The organism is Enterobacter cloacae complex sp. 402C9, assembly GCF_050030745.1.
Lineage (GTDB): Bacteria > Pseudomonadota > Gammaproteobacteria > Enterobacterales > Enterobacteriaceae > Enterobacter > Enterobacter intestinihominis.
On sequence record NZ_JBLGUW010000001.1, the window covers coordinates 4,270,137 to 4,293,156 of the forward strand.

Sequence of the window (23,020 nt, forward strand, 5' to 3'; positions counted from 1 at the left end):
CCAATTGGGAGCATTGTTGAGTAACAAAGTGAGCTACTCTGGTTCAGATTGAACCCGCCGTCAATTACGACAAGCCCGCGCATTATACGTAAATCAGCGAAAGACGCAAGTGCCGTTTAGAAATTAAGCGCCAAAGTCGTACTCTGCGTAAGGCCTCGCAATTTTTTATGCAAAGTATCCCTTCTCAACTCTTTGTCTGAAGCCGCTGCGCAATTGGTGTTTTTACACATTGCCGGGCATGCTGATTATTACGAGTATGCGCTCAAACCATTTTGAGGCTCTCGCTATGCTAATGTCCCTCCCCTTTCTGCTGATCTATTTTGCGTTATCGGCCTTGCTTGTACGCACCGATATTCGCACGGGGCTGCTTCCCGATAAATTCCTTTGCCCGCTGCTATGGACGGGCCTGCTCTACCAGCTTTGTCTTCATCCTGATTTTTTGCCGAGCGCGGTACTGGGTGCGACCGCAGGATACGCCGGATTCGCCGTTATCTATTGGGGATATCGACTCATCTGCCGATGTGAAGGGATGGGGTATGGCGACATAAAATATCTGGCGGCGCTGGGAGCATGGCATGGCTGGTGTGTACTGCCAGTACTGGCATTAGTGGCCGCGTTAATGGCTCTGCTGTATCTGGTTGGTTTCTCGTTGTTCAACCCTAATAAGCAGGCATTAAAAAACCCACTGCCTTTTGGGCCATTTCTGGCGGCAGCGGGTTTATGCGTTGGCTGGGAAAGCCTGATTAACTTTCCACTTTGATCTGTGACTGAAGGTAGTTCTGTAGGCCAATTTTGCTAATGAGATCCAGTTCGGTCTCAAGCCAGTCGATGTGCCCTTCTTCATCGGCCAGGATCTGGATCATCATATCCCGGCTGACGTAGTCATGTACGCTGTCCGCATAGGCAATGGCTTCACGCAGGTCTTTTGCACCCTCCAGCTCTAGCCGGAGATCAGAACGCAGCATCTCTTCAACATCTTCTCCGATGCCCAGTTTTCCGAGATCCTGTAGGTTAGGAATGCCTTCGAGGAATAAAATACGCTCAATATATTTATCGGCGTGTTTCATTTCATCAATGGACTCATGGTATTCAACATCGTTGAGGCGAGTCAGTCCCCAGTTTTTGAACATTCTTGCATGGAGAAAATACTGATTGATTGCGACAAGCTCATTTCCCAATAATTTATTGAGATAACTTATGATTTTAACATCACCTTTCATTATATAGTCCCTCCGCTTCCACTCATTGAAGCGTAGATCGGGCTACGGGGATGTCAAAAAAAAGATGGAGGCTTACGCGATCTCTTTGAATTCCGGGATCTGCATCAGTTCGTCCTGCATGATCTCACGCGCTGCGCGAACGCATTTACCGCATTGATTTCCCACCGGAACAAACTTACGAAGCTGCTGGAAAGATTGTGGTTGAAACTGGCGAACGGCCTGACGAATTTTTTTGTCGCTTACACCATTACATAAACAAACGTACATAAAGACTCCCGTTCAAAATATGCGCAAAGTGTAAGTGAGAATGGTTATGATTACAATAGCACGGGCGTCGGAATACGTGGCGGGAGAAAGCAAAAAATGCGAATTTTTATGACAATGCCCAACGGCAGAAAACAAAAAAGGACGCCGAAGCGTCCTTTTTATTTCAGGGATAATTAATTAGCCCAGAACTTTAGCAACAACGCCCGCGCCAACGGTACGGCCGCCTTCACGGATTGCGAAACGCAGACCGTCATCCATCGCGATTGGGTGGATCAGAGTCACAACCATCTTGATGTTGTCGCCTGGCATTACCATCTCTACGCCTTCTGGCAGTTCGATGGTACCGGTCACGTCAGTTGTACGGAAGTAGAACTGTGGACGGTAGCCTTTGAAGAACGGAGTATGACGGCCGCCTTCGTCTTTGGACAGAATGTACACTTCAGATTCGAACTTGGTGTGTGGCTTGATTGAGCCTGGCTTCGCCAGAACCTGACCACGTTCGATTTCTTCACGTTTGATACCACGCAGCAGAACACCAACGTTCTCACCAGCACGGCCTTCGTCCAGCAGTTTGCGGAACATTTCAACGCCAGTACAGGTAGACTTCGCAGTCTCTTTGATACCAACGATTTCAACTTCTTCACCAACTTTGATGATACCGCGCTCTACACGACCGGTAACAACGGTACCACGACCGGAGATGGAGAATACGTCTTCGATTGGCAGCAGGAATGGCTTGTCAATCGCACGCTCTGGTTCTGGGATGTAAGAATCCAGGTAGCCAGCCAGTTCGATGATTTTCTCTTCCCACTCTGCTTCGCCTTCCAGCGCTTTCAGCGCGGAACCACGAACGATTGGAGTGTCGTCGCCTGGGAAATCGTACTGAGACAGCAGTTCACGAACTTCCATCTCTACCAGTTCCAGCAGCTCTTCGTCATCAACCATGTCGCATTTGTTCAGGAACACGATGATGAAAGGAACGCCTACCTGACGACCCAGCAGGATGTGCTCACGAGTCTGAGGCATAGGGCCGTCAGTCGCAGCAACAACCAGGATCGCGCCGTCCATCTGCGCAGCACCGGTGATCATGTTTTTAACATAGTCGGCGTGGCCTGGGCAGTCTACGTGTGCGTAGTGGCGAGTCGGGGTGTCATACTCAACGTGAGAGGTGTTGATGGTGATACCACGAGCTTTTTCTTCTGGTGCGTTATCGATCTGGTCGAAAGCACGAGCAGCACCGCCGTAGGTTTTAGCCAGTACGGTAGTGATTGCAGCAGTCAGGGTAGTTTTACCATGGTCAACGTGGCCGATAGTACCAACGTTGACGTGCGGTTTTGTACGTTCAAATTTTTCTTTAGACACGGCTATATTCCTTACTATAGTGCTCTCCCCTTCGGAGAGAGCACGGGACTTAGGTTTTAATCCTGTGGATTACTTACCACGGGCTTCGATAACGGCCTGAGCAACGTTGTTCGGCGCATCATCATACTTCAGGAATTCCATAGTGTATGATGCACGACCTTTGGTCAGAGAACGCAGCTGAGTTGCATATCCGAACATTTCAGACAGCGGAACTTCAGCGTGGATCTTAACGCCAGTTACTTCGGATTCCTGACCACGCAGCATACCGCGACGACGGCTCAAGTCACCGATAACGTCACCGGTGTTCTCTTCCGGAGTTTCTACTTCAACCTTCATGATTGGCTCAAGCAGAACTGGTTTTGCTTTCTTAAAGCCTTCTTTAAAGGCAATAGACGCAGCCAGTTTAAACGCCAGTTCAGAGGAGTCAACGTCGTGGTAAGAACCGAAGTGCAGACGAACACCCATGTCTACAACCGGGTAACCAGCCAGAGGACCAGCTTTCAGCTGCTCCTGGATGCCTTTATCAACGGCAGGGATGTATTCGCCAGGAATCACACCACCTTTGATGTCGTTGATGAACTCGTAACCTTTAGGGTTAGAGCCCGGCTCCAGTGGGTACATGTCGATCACAACGTGACCGTACTGACCGCGACCACCAGACTGCTTAGCGTGTTTACCTTCAACATCGGTAACTTTCGCGCGAATCGCTTCGCGGTAAGCAACCTGAGGTTTACCCACGTTCGCTTCAACGTTGAATTCACGCTTCATACGGTCAACGATGATGTCCAGGTGCAGTTCACCCATACCAGCGATGATGGTCTGGTTAGATTCTTCATCAGTCCATACGCGGAATGATGGGTCTTCTTTCGCCAGACGGCCCAGAGCCAGACCCATTTTTTCCTGGTCAGCTTTGGTTTTTGGTTCAACCGCGATGGAGATTACCGGCTCAGGGAATTCCATACGCTCCAGAATGATCGGGTGATCCGGGTCACACAGGGTGTCACCAGTAGTCACGTCTTTCAGACCGATAGCAGCAGCGATGTCGCCCGCACGAACTTCTTTGATCTCTTCACGTTTGTTAGCGTGCATCTGTACGATACGGCCAAAACGTTCACGCGCCGATTTCACGGAGTTCAGGATGGTGTCACCGGAGTTAACCACACCAGAGTAAACGCGGAAGAAGGTCAGGTTACCCACGAATGGGTCGGTAGCAATTTTGAACGCCAGCGCAGAGAACGGCTCGTCATCACTTGCGTGACGCTCAGCCGGAGTATCTTTACCGTCGTCCAGGATGCCGTTGATCGCAGGAACGTCAACCGGGGATGGCAGGTAGTCAACTACCGCATCCAGCATTGCCTGAACACCTTTGTTCTTGAACGCAGAACCACAGGTTACCAGGATGATTTCGTTGTTCAGAACACGCTGACGCAGAGCAGATTTGATCTCTTGCTCAGTCAGTTCTTCACCACCCAGGTATTTCTCCATCAGCTCTTCAGAAGCTTCTGCTGCGGATTCGATCAGGTTCTGGTGCCATTCGTCAGCCAGGTCCTGCATCTCTGCCGGGATATCTTCGTATTCGAAGGTAACGCCCGCATCTGCTTCGTTCCAGTTGATGGCTTTCATTTTCACCAGGTCGATAACACCGGTGAAGCCTTCTTCAGCACCAATTGCCAGCTGAAGCGGAACAGGGTTCGCGCCCAGACGGGTTTTGATCTGGCCAACAACTTTCAGGAAGTTAGCACCCATACGGTCCATTTTGTTAACGAACGCGATGCGTGGAACTTTATATTTGTTAGCCTGACGCCATACGGTTTCAGACTGTGGCTGAACACCACCAACTGCGCAATAAACCATTACCGCGCCGTCAAGAACACGCATGGAACGTTCTACTTCGATGGTGAAGTCAACGTGCCCTGGGGTGTCGATGATGTTTACGCGATGCGGTTCGTACTGCTTAGCCATACCTGACCAGAAAGCAGTAGTCGCTGCGGAGGTGATAGTAATACCACGCTCCTGCTCCTGTTCCATCCAGTCCATGGTGGCTGCGCCGTCATGAACTTCACCGATTTTATGGTTTACACCGGTGTAGAACAGAATACGTTCGGTAGTTGTGGTTTTACCGGCGTCGATGTGCGCACTGATACCGATGTTACGGTAGCGTGCGATGGGTGTTGTACGAGCCATTTGATTCCTCGTTTATATCTTTAGGCGTTCAGTTAAGTTACCCAGAGCGGGCGGCTTCTCTGAAGCGCCCGCCTGGTGACTACGACTCCGAAGGGATTACCAACGGTAGTGTGCGAACGCCTTGTTGGCTTCTGCCATACGGTGAACGTCTTCACGTTTCTTAACTGCAGTACCTTTGTTTTCTGCAGCATCAGAAAGTTCGTTCGCCAGACGCAGAGCCATGGATTTATCACCGCGTTTACGAGCAGCTTCAACGATCCAACGCATTGCCAGAGCATTACGACGAACCGGACGAACTTCAACTGGAACCTGATAAGTAGAACCACCAACGCGGCGAGACTTAACTTCTACAGTCGGGCGCACGTTGTCGAGAGCGACTTCGAAAGCTTCCAGTTCATTTTTACCAGAACGCTGAGCCAGGGTCTCCAGCGCGCTGTATACGATTGCTTCTGCAGTAGATTTTTTACCATCTACCATCAGGATATTTACAAATTTTGCCAGCAGTTCTGATCCGAATTTCGGATCTGGAAGAATTTTACGCTGACCAATGACGCGACGACGTGGCATGGGATTACTCCGTTGTTAATTCAGGATTGTCCAAAACTCTACGAGTTTAGTTTGACATTAAGATAAATCAGTTTGGCCTTACTTAACGGAGAACCATTAAGCCTTAGGACGCTTCACGCCGTACTTGGAGCGAGCCTGCTTACGGTCTTTAACACCTGAGCAGTCCAGCGCACCACGAACGGTGTGGTAACGAACACCCGGAAGGTCTTTAACACGACCGCCACGGATCAGGATCACGGAGTGCTCCTGAAGGTTGTGACCTTCACCACCGATGTAGGAAGTCACTTCGAAACCGTTAGTCAAACGCACACGGCATACTTTACGCAGTGCGGAGTTTGGTTTTTTAGGAGTGGTGGTATATACACGAGTACATACGCCACGTTTCTGCGGGCAGGCTTCCAGCGCAGGCACGTTGCTTTTTGCAACTTTGCGTGCACGTGGTTTGCGTACCAGCTGGTTAACTGTTGCCATTAAATAGCTCCTGGTTTTAGCTTTTGCTTCGTAAACACGTAATAAAACGACCTCATACAATATGAGGACGCGAAATTTTAGGGCTACGTCGAAAAGGTGTCAAGAAATATACAACGATCTCAAATCACCAGTTCATTTGACTGGCGTGCGTCACAGTAAGATTGACGAAATCAGTATAGCCAACCACGTCAATTTTGGCTGAAATTTGACCAGAAAGACCCCGCGCATCCAGATCCTCTTTAAGCGCAGAGACTGTTATGGGGGCATTAGCGAGGATTTCAACAAAACGGCTGCCATCAAGCGCCGCGAGCACGCCATCCTGAATCAGCAGCAGATCATCGCCTTCGCGCAGCATGCTCAGTAACGTGTCGATATCGCATTGCCACGGTGAACGGCTCAGGGTATGGAGCATGACAGCCTCAGAAAGTCAGAACGATATCGTAGTGAGAAAGTTGTTCGCGCAGCGCAGAAGATGTCAGGATCGTCACGTCCAGCACGAACGGTATTTTCTCATTTAACCCACGAGCGGCCAGCGAGTCGGCGCACACATAGAAGGTTTCAATGTCATAGAGCGGCAGAACTTTAAAGGTCGCAATGTAGTCGCGCGCAAGAATGGCCTGCGGTTGTTGGCCTGCCAGAAGCTGGAATACGCCATCGCCTAAAAAGAAGACGCCAATATCTTCGGTTAAAGCCGAGGTCGCGAGCAATGCATCCAGCCCTTCCCGGCCTGAAGCGCTGCCATGCGGGGCAGAAGTAAAAACAAACGCTACGCGCTTCATCAAAATTGCACCACTCTGTCGCAGGTCAACGCCGCCTGTGCTAATGCGCCTAATCCGCTGAGCGAAAAGCCCGGTAGCAGGTTAGCCCCTGCCAGACCAAGGCGTTCGGCTTCAGTCGCATCCGTCACGCCGCGACGCAGTGCCGCCGCGACGCAGATATGCAGGTCGACGCCCTGCGTCTCGTTTAATTTTTGCCAGGCGCGCACAAGGTCAAACTCATCGCTCGCCGGGGACGTAAACTGGTTCGCGTTATAGACCCCTTCACGATAGAAGAAGACGCTTGCCAGTTCATGACCGGCATCAAGCAGCGCATGGGCAAACTGTAGCGCGCTGCTGGCCTGCTGGGTACCGTACGCCGGGCCCGTCACCATTAACGCAAAACGCATTACTTGTCTTGCCCCAGGAAGTCGCCGCTTTTGAACTGGCGAATATAGAGGTAAACCGTGTGTTTGGAGATATTCAGGCGATCGGCCACCTGGTTGATGGCATCTTTGATATCAAAAATCCCTTTCTCATAGAGGTTCAGGACGATCTGACGATTCTTGGCGTTGTTGGATACGTTGCGATCGGCATTCACCTCTTCAATGGTGAACTCCAGCGTCTGTGTCACGAGATCCTCAACAGAAGAGGCAAAGTTCACCGATGAGCCCACGTCCGGCGTTTCTGGCGGAATGAAAGTGCTCATGATTTGCGAGAATGGCACATCAAGGTTCATGTTGATGCACAGCAGACCGATCACCCGGTGTTCGCGGTTTCGAATCGCGATAGTTTCTGATTTCATCAGCACGCCGCTTTTGGCGCGGGTGAAATAGCATTTTGAGACGCTGCTGTCCGCGCCGGTCATGTCATGCAACATACGCAATGCAAGGTCGGTGATTGGCGAACCAATTTTACGGCCAGTGTGCTCACCATTCGCAATGCGGATAGCGGAACACTTAAGATCTTGCAGGGAATGCAATACGATTTCGCAGTGGGAACCAATGAGCATCGCTAACCCGTCCACTACCGCTTCGTAGGATTTCAGAATATCGAAGTCGGTCTGGTCAAATGGACGTTGATCCAGCAAATCAAGTTCACTGGTTTCGTTGGTTAAAAGCGACCTGGACATGAAAAAAACACTCCTTTTCAGGAGCCTGTCGTTAGGTTTTCAGGGCAGGCTCATTATCTACACGGACAACTAAATTAATACAGCGTGTATAACGCTTTCCAGTGTTAATTATATCTGCCCCACAATAAAAAAACCGCCGCCTGTAAAGGCGGCGGTTTTTTTCAGCATTACTTCTTAGCTGCTGCGGCTTTGTCGTCAGCCGGTGCGTCTGTTTTCGCATCCGCTTTCGGCGCCGGTTTGATGTCCAGCAGTTCTACATCAAATACCAGCGTAGAGTTAGCCGGAATACCCGGAACGCCGGTTTTGCCGTAAGCCAGATCCGGTGGGATGACCAGCTTGATTTTACCGCCTTTCTTGATGTTCTTCAGGCCTTCGGTCCAGCCCGGGATCACACCGTCCAGACGGAAGGAGAGAGGCTCACCGCGAGTATAAGAGTTATCGAACTCTTTACCGTCGATCAGCGTACCTTTGTAGTTAACTACAACGGTGTCGCTGTCTTTAGGCGCGTCGCCGGTACCTTCTTTCTCAACTTTATAGATCAGGCCAGTAGAAGACGTTTTAACGCCTTTCTCTTTAGCGAACTTATCGCGGTAGGCTTTGCCTTTCGCTTCGTTATCTTTAGCGTCTGCTTCCATCTTGGTCTGAGCGGCGCCTTTCACGCGCGCTTCAAACGCTTGCAGAGTCTGCTCGATTTCCTGGTCAGACAGTTTGCTCTTGTCTGCGAACGCATCCTGAACCCCTGCGATCAGCTGGTTTTTGTCCAGTTTGATGCCCAGTTTCTCTTGTTCTTTCAGAGAGTTTTCCATGTAACGGCCCAGAGACGCGCCAAGTGCGTAGGCGGATTTCTGGTCGTCATTCTTGAATGCCGCTTTGCTGTCTGTAGTCGCAGCAGGCTTCGCAGCAGTATCAGCAGCGAAAGACAGCGGCGCATTGAGCGCTACAGCCATAGTGGTCGCCAGCAGCGTAACTTTAAACAGTGATTTCATCCATATCTCCAGGACCTGAGGTCTCTCACCCCAGTGTTAAACGTAAATGAGTGACGTACTATAAAACGTTGTGGAAGAAATCTACAGACAGACTCCCCCGAATGTCGCTTCTTTTCAGACTATTTTTGTTTAAATAAGTTTCTTGTCAGGGAGATGGATACTGTACTTAAGGAAAAAGTCAGATAAACTTCGCCGCCGCTGGTCCATTATGGCGCATGAGAGATAAACGAGGTGAATGATGAAGGATACAACGATCGAAGCGAGACTGGCTGAGCTGGAAAGCCGCCTGGCTTTTCAGGACATCACCATCGAAGAACTGAACCAGACCGTGACGGCTCATGAGCTTGAAATGGCAAAAATGCGCGATTTGATGCGACTTCTCACTGAAAAAGTGAAGGCAACGCAGTCGTCGCACATCGCCTCTCAGGCTGAAGAGACGCCACCACCTCATTATTGAGGCGTAAAAAAAGCGGGATTATCCCGCTTTTTTATTTTCCGCAGTACGGAATCAGTGGCAGCCGCAGCCGCCGTTACCGCAACCACCTTTACCGTGGCCGTGGTCATGACCATGATCGTGGCCGTGACCACCGCAGCAGCCGTCGTGGCCGTGATCGTGGTCATGGTCGTGACCGTGCGCACCATGAACGTGGCCATGAGCCAGCTCTTCTTCGGTCGCTTCACGGATAGCAACAACTTCTACGTTGAACTTCAGGTTCTGACCAGCCAGCATGTGGTTGCCGTCAACCACAACGTGGTCGTCTTCAACTTCTGTGATTTCAACCGGAACCGGACCCTGGTCAGTTTCAGCCAGGAAGCGCATGCCAACCTGCAACTCGTCAACGCCCATGAACACGTCTTTAGGAACGCGCTGAACCAGGTTGTCATCATACTGACCGTAAGCGTCGTTCGCGCCGACAGCAACGTCGAATTTGTCGCCAACTTCATGACCTTCCAGCGCCGTTTCCAGGCCGGAAATCAGGGAACCGTGACCATGCAGGTAGTCCAGCGGCGCACTCACCGGAGACTCATCAACCAACACACCGTCTTCTGTACGTACCTGATAGGCCAGGCTGACCACCAGGTCTTTTGCTACTTTCATGATATCTCCTGAGCGTGGGAAAATTGCTGGCGCAGATTGTAGCGGAATTCTGCACCCGTGTACCCTTAAGCTTAAAAAAACTCAGAGCATATCGCTAGTCTGGATGAAAAATGCCGATCACTTGCTCTTCTTTGCGAACGTGATCGCGGGCTTCTTTGTCGGCCTCACGCATCTGGTGACCGCACTTAACACATTCAACAATATCGATATTATTCTCACGCCACATGGCCAGCGTATCTTGCGCCTGGCAGGACGGGCATTTTGCGCCCGCGATAAAGCGTTTACGTAAAGCCATCTTTCGTTACCCTTTATTCAAATTCATCCCAGCCGTCGAGCTGGCGTCGTTCCTGTTGCATCTCACGCTGGAAGATCTCCTCCAGTTCGCGACGCGCTTCCCGCACGCGGGAGATCTGCGCCGTGTCGCTGTGCACAGGCATCAGTTCACGCAGCATTCGCATATCCAGCCGGCGGAAATGCATCTGGGCGCGTTGCGCCTGGTGAGGATGCATACCCAGCGAAACCAGCGCCTTACGCCCCAGCTCCAGCGCGCTGGAGAAGGTTTCGCGGGAGAAGTGTTTCACACCCGCCTGCAAAAGTTCGTGAGCCTCAACACGTCCGCGCGCACGCGCCAGAATATGCAGATGCGGGAAATGCTGCTGGCACAGCTCCACCAGCTTCATTGTGTCTTCCGGATCGTTACAGGTGATGACGATGGACTCCGCAGCCTCTGCGCCCGCCGAGCGCAACAGCTCAAGCTGCGTCGCATCCCCGTAGTACACCTTATAACCATATTTGCGCATCAGGTTGACGGCGCTGATATCGCGCTCCAGCACCGTAATGCGCATTTTATTTGCCATCAACAGGCGACCAATCACCTGTCCGAAGCGGCCAAAGCCCACGACGATCACCTGCGGTTTATCATCTTCCACCCACGGCGCTTCGTCTTCATCGTCTGCGGGATTCAGGCGGCGCGACAGCAGTTTGTCCACCAGCTTCATCAGCAGCGGCGTGGTCATCATCGACAGCGTGACCGTCACCAGTAGCAGCGCCATCTGGTCATCTTTGAACAGCTTCTGAGACGACGCAGTGGAAAACAGCACAAACGCAAACTCTCCGCCCTGACTTAACACGCTGGAAAACTGCATCCTTTCCGAGCTGCGCAGCCCGTAAATCCGCGCGAGGAGATACAGCACCAGCGTTTTGACCGCCACCAGCACGGCGACACTCGCAATAACCCACAGCAGATGGGTATAGAGCACGCCAAGATTAAGCGCCATACCCACCGAGATAAAGAACAGCCCTAACAGCAGCCCCTTAAACGGATCGATGGCGGTCTCCAGCTCGTGGCGGTACTCGCTTTCCGCAAGCAGCACCCCGGCGATAAACGTCCCGAGCGCCATCGACAGCCCCAGCGCATCCATAAACAGCGCTGAACCAAGCACCAGCAGCAGCGTTGCGGCGGTGAAGACCTCGCGTACGCCGGATGCCGCAATAAACCGGAACACTGGACGCAGTAAAAACCGTCCGCCGATCAGCATCCCCGCGAAGGCCAGCACCTTCATGGAGATCTTCATCCAGTCGAAATGATCGTCTCCGGAGCCTGCCAGCAGCGGCACCAGCGCCAGCGCCGGGATCACCGCTAAATCCTGGAACAGCAGCACCGAAAAGCCCAGTTGCCCCGCCTCGTTGCGGTTCATCCCTTTGTCGCGCATCAGCTGAAGCGCCATCGCCGTCGACGACATCGCAAGACCGATCCCGCCAATCACCGCGGCCTGCCAGGAAAACTGCGTCAGCATCAGCAGGCCCGCCAGAATGGCGGCGCTGAGCAACACCTGCGCCGCCCCGACGCCAAAAATAGATTGCCGCAGTTGCCACAGCTTGGACGGATTAAGCTCAAGCCCGATGATAAACATCAGGAACACCACGCCCAGCTCGGAGAAGTGGAGAATTTCATCCACATCGCTGATAAACCCAAGCCCCCAGGGACCAATGGCTATCCCCGCCAGCAAATAGCCCAGCACCGCGCCAATGCCGAGACGCGCGGCAAGGGGGACCGCGACGACGGCGGCAAACAAAAACAGCACCCCGGCGAGGAGTAAATTCGAACCGTCCATTAGCGTCCTCCCGCCGGAATCGGTGACGCCAGCCATTCGCCATAGGCCCTGGCATGGCTCGCCAGCGCTTTCGGATCCTGCCGCCGTGCCCAGTAGATAATAATCGGGCTCATCCAGTGCATACGGCACATCGCCGCCGTCAGCTCAAACGGCCGCAGAATGTCGCTCATGGGGTAACGGTTCAGCCCGTCGTGACGGTAAGCGCTTTCCGGCTCACCGGTGGTGATGACACTCCGCCAGTACTTTCCCGCCAGCTGGTTGCCCCCCACCCCGCTGGAAAAGCCCCGGCTCAGCACGCGGTCCAGCCACTCTTTCAGCAGCGCCGGACAGCTATAGGTATAAAGCGGATGCTGGAACACAATCACGTCGTGCTGACGCAGCAGTTCCTGCTCGTAAGGAATATCAATAAAGAAATCGGGATAGTGCGCGTAGAGATCGTGCACCGTTACGTTACTGAGCTGTGTGGCCGGCTTAAGCAGCACCCGGTTTGCCACCGAGTCCTGTGATTCCGGATGGGCATACAGCAGCAGCACTTTCGCTGTCTGAGACATCACTCCCCTCCCGGTTCTGTTTTTGTGTATTGTTGTCGTTTTGGGCTACCATGGCGGCCCGGTGGGGAAATTGGCCCACACCTTACATTATCATAATGACAAATTAACATAGTCGGAACATACGGCGCTTCTATGATTGTTTTCTCCTCGTTACAAATTCGTCGCGGCGTGCGCGTCCTGCTGGATAACGCGACTGCTACCATCAACCCGGGCCAGAAAGTGGGTCTGGTCGGCAAAAACGGCTGCGGTAAATCCACCCTGCTGGCACTGCTGAAAAACGAGATAAGCGCGGATGGCGGGAACTTTACCTTCCCGGGCAACTGGCAGCTCGCCTGGGTAAACCAGGAGACCCCCGCGCTGAGCGAACCGGCGCTCGACTATGTTATCGACGGCGACCGTGAATACCGCAAGCTCGAAGCGGAGCTCAACGCCGCCAACGAACGCAACGACGGCCACGCCATCGCCACCGTCCACGGCAAGCTGGACGCCATCGACGCTTGGACCATTCGCTCCCGCGCCTCCAGCCTGCTGCACGGCCTGGGCTTCAGCAACGAACAGCTTGAACGCCCGGTGAGCGATTTCTCGGGTGGCTGGCGTATGCGCCTTAACCTGGCGCAGGCGCTGATCTGCCGCTCTGACCTCCTGCTGCTCGATGAACCGACCAACCACCTCGATCTCGATGCGGTTATTTGGCTGGAGAAGTGGCTCAAGAGCTATCAGGGCACTCTGATTCTGATCTCCCACGACCGCGACTTCCTCGACCCGGTGGTGGATAAAATCATTCATATCGAACAGCAAAGCCTGTTCGAGTACACCGGCAACTACAGCTCTTTCGAGCGCCAGCGCGCGACGCGCCTCGCCCAGCAGCAGGCGATGTATGAAAGCCAGCAGCAGCGCGTGGCGCACCTGCAAAGCTTTGTGGATCGCTTCAAGGCCAAGGCGTCAAAAGCCAAGCAGGCGCAGAGCCGCGTCAAAATGCTGGAACGCATGGAGATGATCGCCCCCGCGCACGTGGATAACCCGTTCCACTTTAGCTTCCGCGAGCCGGAGAGCCTGCCGAACCCGCTGCTGAAGATGGAAAAAGTGAGCGCGGGCTATGGCGATCGCATTATTCTCGACTCTATCAAGCTCAACCTGGTGCCGGGTTCACGCATCGGTCTGCTGGGGCGTAACGGCGCCGGTAAATCGACGCTGATCAAGCTGCTGGCGGGCGAGCTTAACCCGGTCAGCGGCGAAATCGGGCTGGCGAAGGGCATCAAGCTTGGCTACTTCGCTCAGCATCAGCTGGAATTTTTACGCGCCGATGAATCGCCGATCCAGCACCTGGCGCGCCTGGCGCCGCAGGAGATGGAGCAGAAGCTGCGCGACTACCTCGGCGGCTTTGGCTTCCAGGGCGATAAGGTGACTGAAAATACAGCGCGTTTCTCCGGCGGCGAAAAAGCGCGTCTGGTGCTGGCGCTGATCGTCTGGCAGCGTCCAAACCTGCTGCTGCTCGATGAACCGACCAACCACCTCGATCTCGACATGCGTCAGGCGCTGACCGAAGCGCTGATCGAGTTCGAAGGGGCGCTGGTTGTCGTTTCGCACGATCGCCACCTGATCCGCTCCACCACCGACGATCTCTATCTGGTTCACGGCGGCAAAGTGGAACCGTTCGACGGCGACCTGGAAGATTACCAGCAGTGGCTGACGGACGTGCAGAAGCAGGAAAACCAGCCGGAAGAGTCAGCGAAAGACAACGCCAACAGCGCCCAGGCGCGTAAAGACCAGAAGCGCCGTGAAGCGGAACTGCGCACCCAGACTCAGCCGCTGCGTAAAGAGATTACCCGTCTCGAAAAAGAGATGGAAAAGCTTAACGCCACGCTTGCCGCCGTCGAAGAGAAGCTGGGCGACAGCGAACTGTACGATCAGAGCCGCAAAGCGGAGCTGACGGACTGTCTGCAAACGCAGGCGAAAACCAAATCCAGTCTCGAAGAGTGCGAAATGGCATGGCTGGACGCGCAGGAACAGCTGGAAGCGATGCTGCAAGCCGACTAACACGCCGGGAGGGTTATGGGCTTCGATACCACGAGCGAGATTACATTCCGTAAGCTCAGCATCTTCATGACGTTCATGGACAAGGGCAATATCGCACGTACCGCCGAAACGCTCGGCCTGAGCGGTGTCAGCGTGCACCGCGCGCTGCATACCCTCGAAGAGAACGTCCGCTGCCCGCTCTTTGCTCACAAAGGGCGTAACCTGATTGCCCTCCCCTCCGCGTGGACGCTGCTGGAGTATTGTCAGGAGGTGATGCAGGTGATGGAGCGCGGGCTGGAAGAGTCGCGCAAGATTGCCGGTATCGGCCAGGGACGGTTGCGCGTCGGTACGCTTTACTCGCTGACGCTGGAAACCGTGCCGCGCCTGATAATGGGCATGAAGCTGCGCCGTCCGGATCTGGAGATGGATCTGACGATGGGCTCGAACGAAACCCTGCTCCATATGCTGGATGAGGGTTCGCTGGATGCGATTTTAATCTCTATCTCCGAGAGCGATATCGACCGTAACAGCCTCGAAGTGCTGCCCCTGTTCCATGACGATATTTTCCTTGCCGCACCGGCCTCTGCCACGCTGAATACCAGCGGTCCCGCCGATCTGCGTGACTATAAAGATCAGAAGTTTGTCGCCCTCGCGGAAGGGTTCGCCACTTACGCCGGGTTTCAGGAAGCGTTTCATATTGCCGGTTTCGAGCCGGAGATTGTGACGCGGGTAAACGATATTTTCTCGATGCTCAGCCTGGTGCAGGCGGGCGTCGGCTTTACGCTGATGCCGGGAAGGATGAAGAAAGTGTACGAAAATTCGGTGCAGCTACTGAAGCTGGCACAGCCGTACCAGATGCAGCAGCTGATTGCGATCGTCTTTGCCCGCAACCGCGAGCAGGATCCGAGCCTGCGAGCATTGGCCGCGGAAGGGCGGATGTACGCCAGAAGTTTGCAGGACGGAGCCTGAGGCCTTGCCGGGTGGCGACGCGTTGCGTCTTACCCGGCCTACAAAATAATACAACCGAACCCGTAGGCCCGGTAAGGCGCAGCCGCCACCGGGCAAAAAAACTCACGCACGAAGCCGCCCCGCCAGATGCACCGCCACGTCCACCCCGCTGCGCTCCAGCGAAATGGATTCGCCTTCCCACGCCGCCTGCCGCGTCAGGCAGGTTAATATGCCTCCCGGCGGCATCTCAATCGCCAGCCGCGCTTCACGCTCGTTAGCGGAAATCACCGCCTCCTGCCAGCGCACGGTTCGCGCCATGTTCATTGCCAGATCGTCGGCAATTTTCTCCGGCTGCCAGAGCACGCGTCCGGTACTGCCGCTCAGGTACGCGCAGCGGGGACGGGAAAGCGTGACCGATTCAAACGCCGCTGCCAGCTTCTTCGCCGGTTCCGCCAGCAGCGCGCAGTGCGATGGCACGCTCACCGCCAGCCGTTTGGCCTTGCTTGCACCCTTCGCCAGCGCGCGCTCCGCCACCTGCGCCATACCGTCATCGGTTCCGGCAATCACGATCTGCGTTTCGGCGTTCAGGTTAGCGATATAGGTTCCAGACCCCTGAATCAGGTTTTCCACCTGCGGCAGGGTCAACCCCATAATCGCCGTCAGGCCGTAGCCGTGCGGATACGCCTGCTCCATCAAATCACCGCGCAGCGCCACCAGCTTCAGCGCATCCGTAAAGTCCAGCGAGCCTGCGATGACCGCCGCAGGATAAGCGCCAATGGACAGACCGCTGACAATATCCGGCGACACGCCGCGACGTTCCAGCTCGCGCGCCCAGGCCACGCCGGCAATCAGCAGTGAAAGCTGAACCGCACGGGTGTGGGTTAACGAGGATGCGCTGTCCAGGGTATCGACTTCCGCCCCCAGCACAGCACGGGCCTGCTCCAGCTCCGTTCCCGGCAGGTTTTGCAGCATACCTTCGTGCTGTGTGCCCTGCCCCGGAAAGGTAAACAGTATTTTCATTACTCCTCCCTGTGCCATGGATCCGCTACCAGGCGCGGTCCACATTGCGTTTTTAGCAGCGTTTTGCCGTCGCGTAACCATTCTGCCAGCGCGAATCCGCCCTCGGGCGTGTCCACCTGCGTATCCACCCGGCACAACGCACGGCTGAGCTGAGCCTGCCAGTCAGTAAACGCCTCAGGGGAAACGGTACGCGGGGTGCGGATCAGCAGATCGAGATCGCTATCGGCGTGGATCACCGGAATGCCGGTCGCCAGCGCGTAACCCGTACTGCCGGTTATCCCCCACGTCCACGGCCACGACTGCTGCGCAAGCTGAAGCGCCACCTGAACCGGCGGCTGAGTGACAAACGGCGAACGCAGCAGGTCGGCGGCAACGCTCAACTCTTCGGGCGACACCACGCGCAACACGTTCTCAGGCTTCACCCATCCGGCCGCCCGCTGGTCGCGGCGCAATCCGCGCACGCCAACGGGAATACGGCCTTCATTATCAACATCACGCCGCACCACTACCGGCAGCCCGGTATGCCAGGCCGCGTCTACCCAGGATTCGGTAATCCCTTCCAGGGCGTCGCGCGCGGTAAGCCAGATGAGGTCGTGTGGGCGTAATGTTGTGGTCATGATTACATTCCTGAAGTCAGCGAGATAAACAGCGGCAGCGACAGGATACACAGTATGGAGCTCAACAGCAGCACGGCTTCAGCATCCGGCGACTGCACGCCAAAGCGGTTACCGAACACCACGCCAAAGAAGCCCGCAGACAGCGCAATCATCAGGATGGCGGTGATCGCCACGGAGCCGTGCAGACCGAAGATTAAAACGATACCCCAGGCAATTGCTGGCTGGATCAGCAGCTTGGCGATAGTGGAAGTGATCACCATGGTGTTGATCTGAAGCTTACGCGCGGAGAGGATCACCCCGGTCAGGAACAGCGCCGCAGCGGTCGCGGACAGTCCCAGAGGTTTAATCGCCGCCAGTACCAGCTCTGGCATTTTGATGCCGATAGCGGACAGGATCACACCCAGCAGCGGGCCCATCACGATCGGTTTTTTAATGGAGCGCCACATCAGCACCGGCAGCATGGAAAGCGTTGAACCGGAGTTATTGCCCTCGGCGCGCGCTTTTTCACGCTCCAGAATAAGCAGGCAGAACGGGGTCATCAGCACCGAACCACAGGCGATGGAGACCGCCACGGAGAGTGAAGTAGAAGAACTTTCACCCAGCACGCTGCCCAGAATCGGCAGGCCGAGCGCCGCATAGTTTGGCAGAGCGACGGTCAGCGTCAGTACGGCCGCATCCTGCGGAGATTTTTTAAAGACTTTGGTGGCGAGGAAGTAGATGGCCGCATAGGTGATCCACATCGCCAGGGTGAGAACCAGGATCAGCGGCGACTGCGCCACGATGCCGGTCCACGGGGTTTGCACGGTGGCGCTGAACAGCGCGGCAGGGAGTGCAAAATCCATAACGAAGATATTCAGCAGGGAAACATTTTTGTTATCGACCATCTTTGCTTTACCGGCCCAGAATCCCAGCAGCATGATGACGAAAATCGGTGCAAGAGCATGAACAATTACGTAAGTCATAAATCACCTGTAGTAAAAAAGTTTAAGCACTGGCGCGATGTTTATTATTTTCAGGATGCAGGTTCCCGCGTGGACGCAACGGGCGCGCCCACAGGGTAATGCATCTGGCAGGTCTCTTTTTACTTACCAGCTGGCTCGCATACGTTCACGTACGAGCGCCGAGCTGCGGCGGTTGTCAGCACCCAGACGGTTTTTCAACGTGGTGTCCTGACGAGCGTCGCTGATGGCCTGTTGCAGGGTAGTTTTCACCCGCGTCAGATCGCTTTCGGAAGGGGCATCCGGGTTGCTGATATCCAGCAGGTCGGAGAGCAGCCCCAGCGTGGCGTAGTTGCTGATGTCGTACGCCATTGGCGGAATGGTTGCCGCCAGTTTTTCCAGCGCCTCCACGGTACGCAGCGTAATGCGCGCCGCAGACTCTTTGCCCATGGCATGGATCAGCACGCCTTTATCGTTGAAGGCAATCAGGCGGTTGGCCTGGTAGCCGTGCGCCAGAAACGCGCCGGACATGGCCTTACCGACGATAAGACCAATCACCGGATGCCCCGCCAGCCGCGCATTGGCATAGGCGGCAGCGGCGCCGGCCAGCGCCTGGTGGATACCAAACGCCTCTTCGCGACGGCCATAGGCCTGGCTTGGGACATCGATCACCGCCACAATCGGGCGCTTCACGGCTTTATCGGCGTCAGCGGCGACGGTTTCGCTGACCACTTTTGCCAGCGTCCATCCTTCCAGCAGGCCGACTTCACCCTGCGCCGCGCGCGGGAAGTGGTTGTTGGCGTCCGGCACCACGGCGACAAAACGCACCGTTTCACCGTTTAGCTCGCCGTCTGCGGCCTGCACGGACGGGCATAACCCCTCCAGACGTTTCGCGTTCGGGGCCAGAGTTTCCAGCCAGAGTTCGCCACGGCTAATTGAGTTAGTCATCATTTCACCTCCCGGGCAAAAAGCGCTTTAATCTGTTCGGCATCGGCCTGTTTGCGGGTGTCGAAATTCGTCAGACGGTTCAGGTAATCGTCATAGTTATCGGTGCGATGTTTCGCCGGTACGCCTTTGGCGATGGCTTCGTTCATCGCGGCTTTCACCGCGTTCACGCCGTCGCCCACCAGCGCGTCCACCAGTCCGCTTTCATAGCGCACTTCACCGCCGGTCATGCTCCAGATAAACGGACGGTCGCGGGAGTCATACTCTTCAATGCCCGCTTCCTGCTCAATAACCTGCGGGCCGTTGAGGCCAAGACGCGCTTCGCGGGTTACAATCAGGTAGCTGCACAGCGCCGCGGCGATAGACATCCCGCCGAAGCAGCCCACGGTCCCGGCGACAATCCCGACAACCGGGGTATAGCGACGCAGGTCAACGATCGCGGCGTGGATATCGGCAATCGCCGCCAGGCCAAGGTTGGCTTCCTGCAAACGTACGCCGCCGGTTTCGAGGCACAGTACCGCCTGAGTCGGAATGCCGTTGCGGTTATCTTCCGCCGCCAGCTCCAGCGCCGCCGCCATTTTGGCACCGGACACTTCGCCCATGCTGCCGCCCTGGAAGGTGCCTTCAATCGCCACCACCACTGCAGGCTGGCCGTTGATGGTCCCTTTCGCGACTACCATGCCGTCATCGGCCTGAGGAACAATCCCCTGTGGCCCAAGCCACGGAGAGATAATGCCTTCAAACGGATCCAGCAGTTCGCGGTAGCTGCCGTCGTCGAGCAGCGCCTGCGCACGCTGGCGCGCTTTTAATTCGATAAAGCTGCTGTCATCACGCATGGTTCACCCCTTCAAAAACCTGTTCGATACGAATGCGTGCCACGCCCGGCGTCGCGCCGAAGTCGTGGATGGTCAGCTTACCTGCGGGCAGGCTGCTGACGGTTTGCAGGCGATTGAACAACGCCTCCCAGCGCCCACGGCTGTTGTCGACGGAGGTGGTGATATCAATGGTTAAGGTCTGGCCCGGTTCGGCGGTGAAAAGCACCTCCATATCCCCGGAACCGACTACCCCTGCCAGCGCCCTGCCGCTTACTTCGCGGCTGGCGGGCACGGTCAATGTGATTTTTTCCATAACATCCTCTTAATGCTTTGAATAGGGCGTTTCGACGCGGTCAAGAAACAGCGTGGCAGCAAGCAGGTCTGCGGCTCCGCCCGGCGAGGCGTTAAGCGTCAGCATCTGACGGTCTAACCGCGCCAGCGCCTGCTGCCCCGCAAGTGTTGCGCATCCTCCCGCGTTCAGCACCGCACGGGCGCCGTTCTGCATGGCATCCAGCCCCTCCATGCCGGCGCGCGACAGCACGCAGGTATCGGTGAGCGAGGTCATGATCGCCATCAGCGCGTCGAGTCTGGCCTGCGTTTCGCTGCTGCCGTTGAGACGGCTGAGGTGAAGCTGCGGCAGCGCGCGCTGCATGATGTGCGGAAACGCCTGCTGAGCCTCTTCACGCGCGCCCGGTACACGGTAGCGGTGCGTGACGCGTAACCCCTTGCTGAATACTTTCGGCGCCGCGTCATCCGGCAGTTTCGCCAGCTGAGCGGCGGTGTTCGCGACGGTTTGCGCCCGGGCATCGCCGCCCAGCATCGCCACCGCGCTCACCAGCAATCCCAGCGCCCAGATCGCGCCACGGTGTGTGTTCACGCCGTCGGTAGCGGCCATCATCTGCCGTTCGCCTTCACGACCCAGGCGGCCAACGGTTTGCCTGAGGGCAATATCCGCCGGACGCTGCCAGCTCTGTTGCGCCAGCGCCTGAAACGTGGGGGTCAGGCTGTGAGCGGAGCGCTCCATCAGCGCAAGCGATAAATCGTGATGCGCGCCGTTCCCCCGGCTGTCCACCAGACCGGGCTTCGGGCTTAAACGTGCTTCGTTAATCAGACACTGCGTGGCGGTTCGCGCCAGCCATTCGGCACCGCCTTCAACCTGGATCTGGGGCAGAAGTTTCATTACCAGCTCCGGAATTTCGCAGGTGGGTTATACAGGCCGCCGGACCACTCAACGAGGTCAGCCACGCTGCCCGCAGCCAGCAGAGAGCGGGTGGCATCGGTACGACGAATGCCCATATCTTCCGGATACACAACCTTGCCGCTCTGGCGCAGTTCCGCCACGCGTTTGGCGTCAACGCCCAGACCGATATCGGTGATACCCGCCACGGCGGCGACCATGGCGCGACGCTCTTCCAGATCTTTTGCCCGGTAGAGGTAAGCAATCCCCTCTTCCGTCAGCACGTGGGTGACGTCATCGCCGTAAATCATAACCGGCGCCAGCGGCATGCCGGAGGCTTTCGCCACGTCTACGGCGTCGAGTTTCTCCACGAAGGTTGGCTTCACGCCCGCCTGGAAGGTTTCCACCATCTGCACAACCAGCTTTTTACCGCGCTGCATCGGGTCAGGCTCGGTGATCATGTTCAGCCAGGCCGGTGTGGCGTGGCGACGACCGTGCGGATCGTGGCCCATGTTTGGTGCGCCGCCGAAGCCGGAGAGACGGCCGCGGGTCACGGTTGAGGAGTTAGCGTAACCATCAACCTGTAGCGTGGAACCGATAAACATATCGACCGCGTACTGACCAGCCAGCTGACAGAAGGCGCGGTTAGAGCGCATGGAGCCGTCAGCACCGGTAAAGAACACGTCCGGACGGGCGCGGATGTACTCTTCCATCCCCAGCTCGCCGCCGAAGCAGTGGACGCTCTCCACCCAGCCGCTTTCGATGGCCGGGATCAGCGTTGGATGCGGGTTCAAAGTCCAGTGTTTACAGATTTTGCCTTTGAGTCCGAGCTGTTCGCCGTAGGTTGGCAGCAGCAGTTCGATCGCTGCGGTATTAAAGCCAATCCCGTGGTTCAGGGACTGCACCTGGTGTTCAGCGTAGATGCCTTTAATCGCCATCATCGCCATCAGGATGTGTTCCTGTTTAATCAGGCGCGGGTCGCGGGTGAAGAGCGGTTCAATAAAGAACGGCTTGTCCGCCACCACCACGTAATCGATCCACGAGCCCGGAATATCGACGCGCGGCAGGTCGCACTCGTCGTCCACCAGCTCGTTCACCTGTGCGATGACGATGCCGTCGTGGAACGCGGCGGCTTCCACCAGCGCCGGGGTATCTTCGGTACTCGCCCCGGTGTAGAGGTTACCTTTACGGTCCGCTTTAAAACCGGCAATCAGCGCCACGTTTGGCGAAAGGTCGACGTATAAACGTGAGTAGAGTTCGATGTAGGTGTGAATCGCCCCGATTTCGAGCTGACCATCCTCCAGCAGCTGCGAAATGCGCAGGCTTTGCGTACCGGAGAAGGAGAAGTCGAGCTTGCGGGCGATGCCTTTCTCAAAGATGTCCAGATGTTCGCTGCGGCCCACGCTCGGCATGATCATATGCAGATCGTGCACGATTTGCGGGTTCACTTCGGCCAGTGAACGGGAAAGGAAATCCGCCTGCTTCTGGTTGTTGCCTTCCAGAACGACTTTGTCGCCTGGTGCGATCAGTTTTTCCAGCATGGCGACAAGATCGCCGGTTGGCAGTACCTTGCCCTGCACCGGTACGGACGCCAGACGACGCGCTTTCTCGCTGCGTCGGGTGTTCCATTGCCGGGTGGGTGTTTGCCCAGATAACATTATTAACCTCCTGATTCAGCACATCATTCTGATTTGCTTAACGTTGAGTAAAGTGTGCGCTCTGGTGAGAAAGGCATCAATTAAGCGTAGGACGTAATCATTAGCCTGAGAGTAATAATCAAGGTAAAGAAATGTGATCGGGATCAGTTCATGTTTCGGAAAAACGGGCTAAACGGGG

Annotated in this window: 27 protein-coding genes; 4 read left to right on the forward strand and 23 right to left on the reverse strand. The window is 55.7% G+C overall.

The features are described from left to right. Positions 1-286: 286 nt before the first annotated feature. Positions 287-760, forward strand: a complete 474-nt coding sequence (locus ACQG1K_RS20410; RefSeq protein ID WP_045622654.1) for a prepilin peptidase — start codon at positions 287-289, stop codon at positions 758-760. Here ACQG1K_RS20410 and bfr read toward each other — a convergent pair. From bfr to fkpA, 11 genes are all read right to left on the reverse strand, one after another. Beyond that, on the reverse strand, positions 744-1,220 hold the full coding sequence (gene bfr / locus ACQG1K_RS20415; RefSeq protein WP_003863270.1) for a bacterioferritin: 477 nt from the start codon (positions 1,218-1,220) through the stop codon (positions 744-746). The two genes, ACQG1K_RS20410 and bfr, sit on opposite strands and share 17 nt — an antisense overlap. A gap of 72 nt (positions 1,221-1,292) precedes the next feature. Next, positions 1,293-1,487, reverse strand: coding sequence for a bacterioferritin-associated ferredoxin (gene bfd / locus ACQG1K_RS20420; RefSeq protein ID WP_003863268.1), 195 nt, complete (start codon positions 1,485-1,487; stop codon positions 1,293-1,295). 177 nt (positions 1,488-1,664) lie between these two features. Next, positions 1,665-2,849 carry an elongation factor Tu gene (gene tuf / locus ACQG1K_RS20425; protein ID WP_017693880.1) on the reverse strand — a complete coding sequence of 395 codons (1,185 nt, stop codon included), beginning with the start codon at positions 2,847-2,849 and terminating at the stop codon, positions 1,665-1,667. 69 nt (positions 2,850-2,918) lie between these two features. Then, entirely contained in the window at positions 2,919-5,033 is a 2,115-nt protein-coding gene (gene fusA, locus ACQG1K_RS20430) for an elongation factor G (RefSeq protein WP_022649591.1), read from the reverse strand. 96 nt (positions 5,034-5,129) lie between these two features. Then, the gene (gene rpsG / locus ACQG1K_RS20435; RefSeq protein ID WP_003861706.1) at positions 5,130-5,600 is read right to left on the reverse strand and encodes a 30S ribosomal protein S7; all 471 of its coding nucleotides are present in this window, start codon (positions 5,598-5,600) and stop codon (positions 5,130-5,132) included. A 96-nt stretch (positions 5,601-5,696) separates the two neighbouring features. After that, positions 5,697-6,071 (reverse strand): 30S ribosomal protein S12, encoded by a 375-nt coding sequence (rpsL, locus tag ACQG1K_RS20440; RefSeq protein WP_000246815.1) that lies wholly within the window; start codon positions 6,069-6,071, stop codon positions 5,697-5,699. Between the two features lie 124 nt (positions 6,072-6,195). Next, positions 6,196-6,483 carry a sulfurtransferase complex subunit TusB gene (gene tusB, locus ACQG1K_RS20445; protein WP_022649592.1) on the reverse strand — a complete coding sequence of 96 codons (288 nt, stop codon included), beginning with the start codon at positions 6,481-6,483 and terminating at the stop codon, positions 6,196-6,198. Positions 6,484-6,490: 7 nt separating this feature from the next. Then, a complete protein-coding gene (gene tusC / locus ACQG1K_RS20450; RefSeq protein WP_063152844.1) occupies positions 6,491-6,850 on the reverse strand; it encodes a sulfurtransferase complex subunit TusC in 360 nt (119 codons plus the stop codon). Further along, on the reverse strand, positions 6,850-7,236 hold the full coding sequence (gene tusD, locus ACQG1K_RS20455; protein WP_320680126.1) for a sulfurtransferase complex subunit TusD: 387 nt from the start codon (positions 7,234-7,236) through the stop codon (positions 6,850-6,852). Before tusD ends, tusC begins: the two co-directional genes overlap by 1 nt. Further along, positions 7,236-7,958 carry a helix-turn-helix transcriptional regulator gene (locus ACQG1K_RS20460; RefSeq protein WP_003861697.1) on the reverse strand — a complete coding sequence of 241 codons (723 nt, stop codon included), beginning with the start codon at positions 7,956-7,958 and terminating at the stop codon, positions 7,236-7,238. Before ACQG1K_RS20460 ends, tusD begins: the two co-directional genes overlap by 1 nt. A gap of 167 nt (positions 7,959-8,125) precedes the next feature. Beyond that, positions 8,126-8,944 carry an FKBP-type peptidyl-prolyl cis-trans isomerase gene (gene fkpA / locus ACQG1K_RS20465; protein WP_003861695.1) on the reverse strand — a complete coding sequence of 273 codons (819 nt, stop codon included), beginning with the start codon at positions 8,942-8,944 and terminating at the stop codon, positions 8,126-8,128. A gap of 238 nt (positions 8,945-9,182) precedes the next feature. On the opposite strand from fkpA, the gene ACQG1K_RS20470 reads away from it, so the two are divergent. Then, a complete protein-coding gene (locus ACQG1K_RS20470) occupies positions 9,183-9,401 on the forward strand; it encodes a protein SlyX (protein WP_023298761.1) in 219 nt (72 codons plus the stop codon). A 51-nt stretch (positions 9,402-9,452) separates the two neighbouring features. Here the strand turns inward: ACQG1K_RS20470 and slyD are convergent, their stop codons facing one another. The 4 genes from slyD to kefG form a co-directional block, all read right to left on the reverse strand. Next, a complete protein-coding gene (gene slyD, locus ACQG1K_RS20475) occupies positions 9,453-10,043 on the reverse strand; it encodes a peptidylprolyl isomerase (protein WP_003861691.1) in 591 nt (196 codons plus the stop codon). Between the two features lie 94 nt (positions 10,044-10,137). Next, entirely contained in the window at positions 10,138-10,338 is a 201-nt protein-coding gene (locus ACQG1K_RS20480; RefSeq protein ID WP_022649597.1) for a YheV family putative zinc ribbon protein, read from the reverse strand. A gap of 13 nt (positions 10,339-10,351) precedes the next feature. Continuing rightward, the gene (gene kefB / locus ACQG1K_RS20485; protein WP_003861688.1) at positions 10,352-12,157 is read right to left on the reverse strand and encodes a glutathione-regulated potassium-efflux system protein KefB; all 1,806 of its coding nucleotides are present in this window, start codon (positions 12,155-12,157) and stop codon (positions 10,352-10,354) included. Continuing rightward, positions 12,157-12,708 (reverse strand): glutathione-regulated potassium-efflux system ancillary protein KefG, encoded by a 552-nt coding sequence (gene kefG, locus ACQG1K_RS20490; RefSeq protein WP_003861686.1) that lies wholly within the window; start codon positions 12,706-12,708, stop codon positions 12,157-12,159. Before kefG ends, kefB begins: the two co-directional genes overlap by 1 nt. Before the next feature lie 132 nt (positions 12,709-12,840). Between kefG and ACQG1K_RS20495 the strand changes: the two genes are divergently transcribed. After that, positions 12,841-14,745 (forward strand): ABC transporter ATP-binding protein, encoded by a 1,905-nt coding sequence (locus ACQG1K_RS20495; protein ID WP_023298762.1) that lies wholly within the window; start codon positions 12,841-12,843, stop codon positions 14,743-14,745. A gap of 15 nt (positions 14,746-14,760) precedes the next feature. After that, positions 14,761-15,693, forward strand: a complete 933-nt coding sequence (locus tag ACQG1K_RS20500; protein WP_022649599.1) for a LysR substrate-binding domain-containing protein — start codon at positions 14,761-14,763, stop codon at positions 15,691-15,693. Positions 15,694-15,795: 102 nt separating this feature from the next. Here ACQG1K_RS20500 and mdcH read toward each other — a convergent pair whose 3' ends face one another. The 8 genes from mdcH to mdcA form a co-directional block, all read right to left on the reverse strand. Beyond that, the gene (mdcH, locus tag ACQG1K_RS20505) at positions 15,796-16,692 is read right to left on the reverse strand and encodes a malonate decarboxylase subunit epsilon (protein ID WP_154850207.1); all 897 of its coding nucleotides are present in this window, start codon (positions 16,690-16,692) and stop codon (positions 15,796-15,798) included. Then, positions 16,692-17,309 carry a malonate decarboxylase holo-ACP synthase gene (locus tag ACQG1K_RS20510; protein WP_046620301.1) on the reverse strand — a complete coding sequence of 206 codons (618 nt, stop codon included), beginning with the start codon at positions 17,307-17,309 and terminating at the stop codon, positions 16,692-16,694. Before ACQG1K_RS20510 ends, mdcH begins: the two co-directional genes overlap by 1 nt. A 2-nt stretch (positions 17,310-17,311) precedes the next feature. Further along, the gene (locus ACQG1K_RS20515; RefSeq protein WP_023307100.1) at positions 17,312-18,271 is read right to left on the reverse strand and encodes an AEC family transporter; all 960 of its coding nucleotides are present in this window, start codon (positions 18,269-18,271) and stop codon (positions 17,312-17,314) included. 123 nt (positions 18,272-18,394) lie between these two features. Then, the gene (gene mdcE, locus ACQG1K_RS20520; protein ID WP_003861675.1) at positions 18,395-19,195 is read right to left on the reverse strand and encodes a biotin-independent malonate decarboxylase subunit gamma; all 801 of its coding nucleotides are present in this window, start codon (positions 19,193-19,195) and stop codon (positions 18,395-18,397) included. Next, on the reverse strand, positions 19,195-20,028 hold the full coding sequence (locus ACQG1K_RS20525) for a biotin-independent malonate decarboxylase subunit beta (RefSeq protein ID WP_003861672.1): 834 nt from the start codon (positions 20,026-20,028) through the stop codon (positions 19,195-19,197). Before ACQG1K_RS20525 ends, mdcE begins: the two co-directional genes overlap by 1 nt. Beyond that, the gene (mdcC, locus tag ACQG1K_RS20530; protein ID WP_000411786.1) at positions 20,021-20,320 is read right to left on the reverse strand and encodes a malonate decarboxylase acyl carrier protein; all 300 of its coding nucleotides are present in this window, start codon (positions 20,318-20,320) and stop codon (positions 20,021-20,023) included. The genes ACQG1K_RS20525 and mdcC overlap by 8 nt, the downstream gene beginning before the upstream one ends. Before the next feature lie 9 nt (positions 20,321-20,329). Next, positions 20,330-21,187, reverse strand: a complete 858-nt coding sequence (locus ACQG1K_RS20535; RefSeq protein ID WP_367075870.1) for a triphosphoribosyl-dephospho-CoA synthase — start codon at positions 21,185-21,187, stop codon at positions 20,330-20,332. Continuing rightward, the gene (gene mdcA, locus ACQG1K_RS20540; RefSeq protein WP_023298766.1) at positions 21,187-22,842 is read right to left on the reverse strand and encodes a malonate decarboxylase subunit alpha; all 1,656 of its coding nucleotides are present in this window, start codon (positions 22,840-22,842) and stop codon (positions 21,187-21,189) included. The genes ACQG1K_RS20535 and mdcA overlap by 1 nt, the downstream gene beginning before the upstream one ends. Between the last annotated feature and the right edge of the window lie 178 nt (positions 22,843-23,020).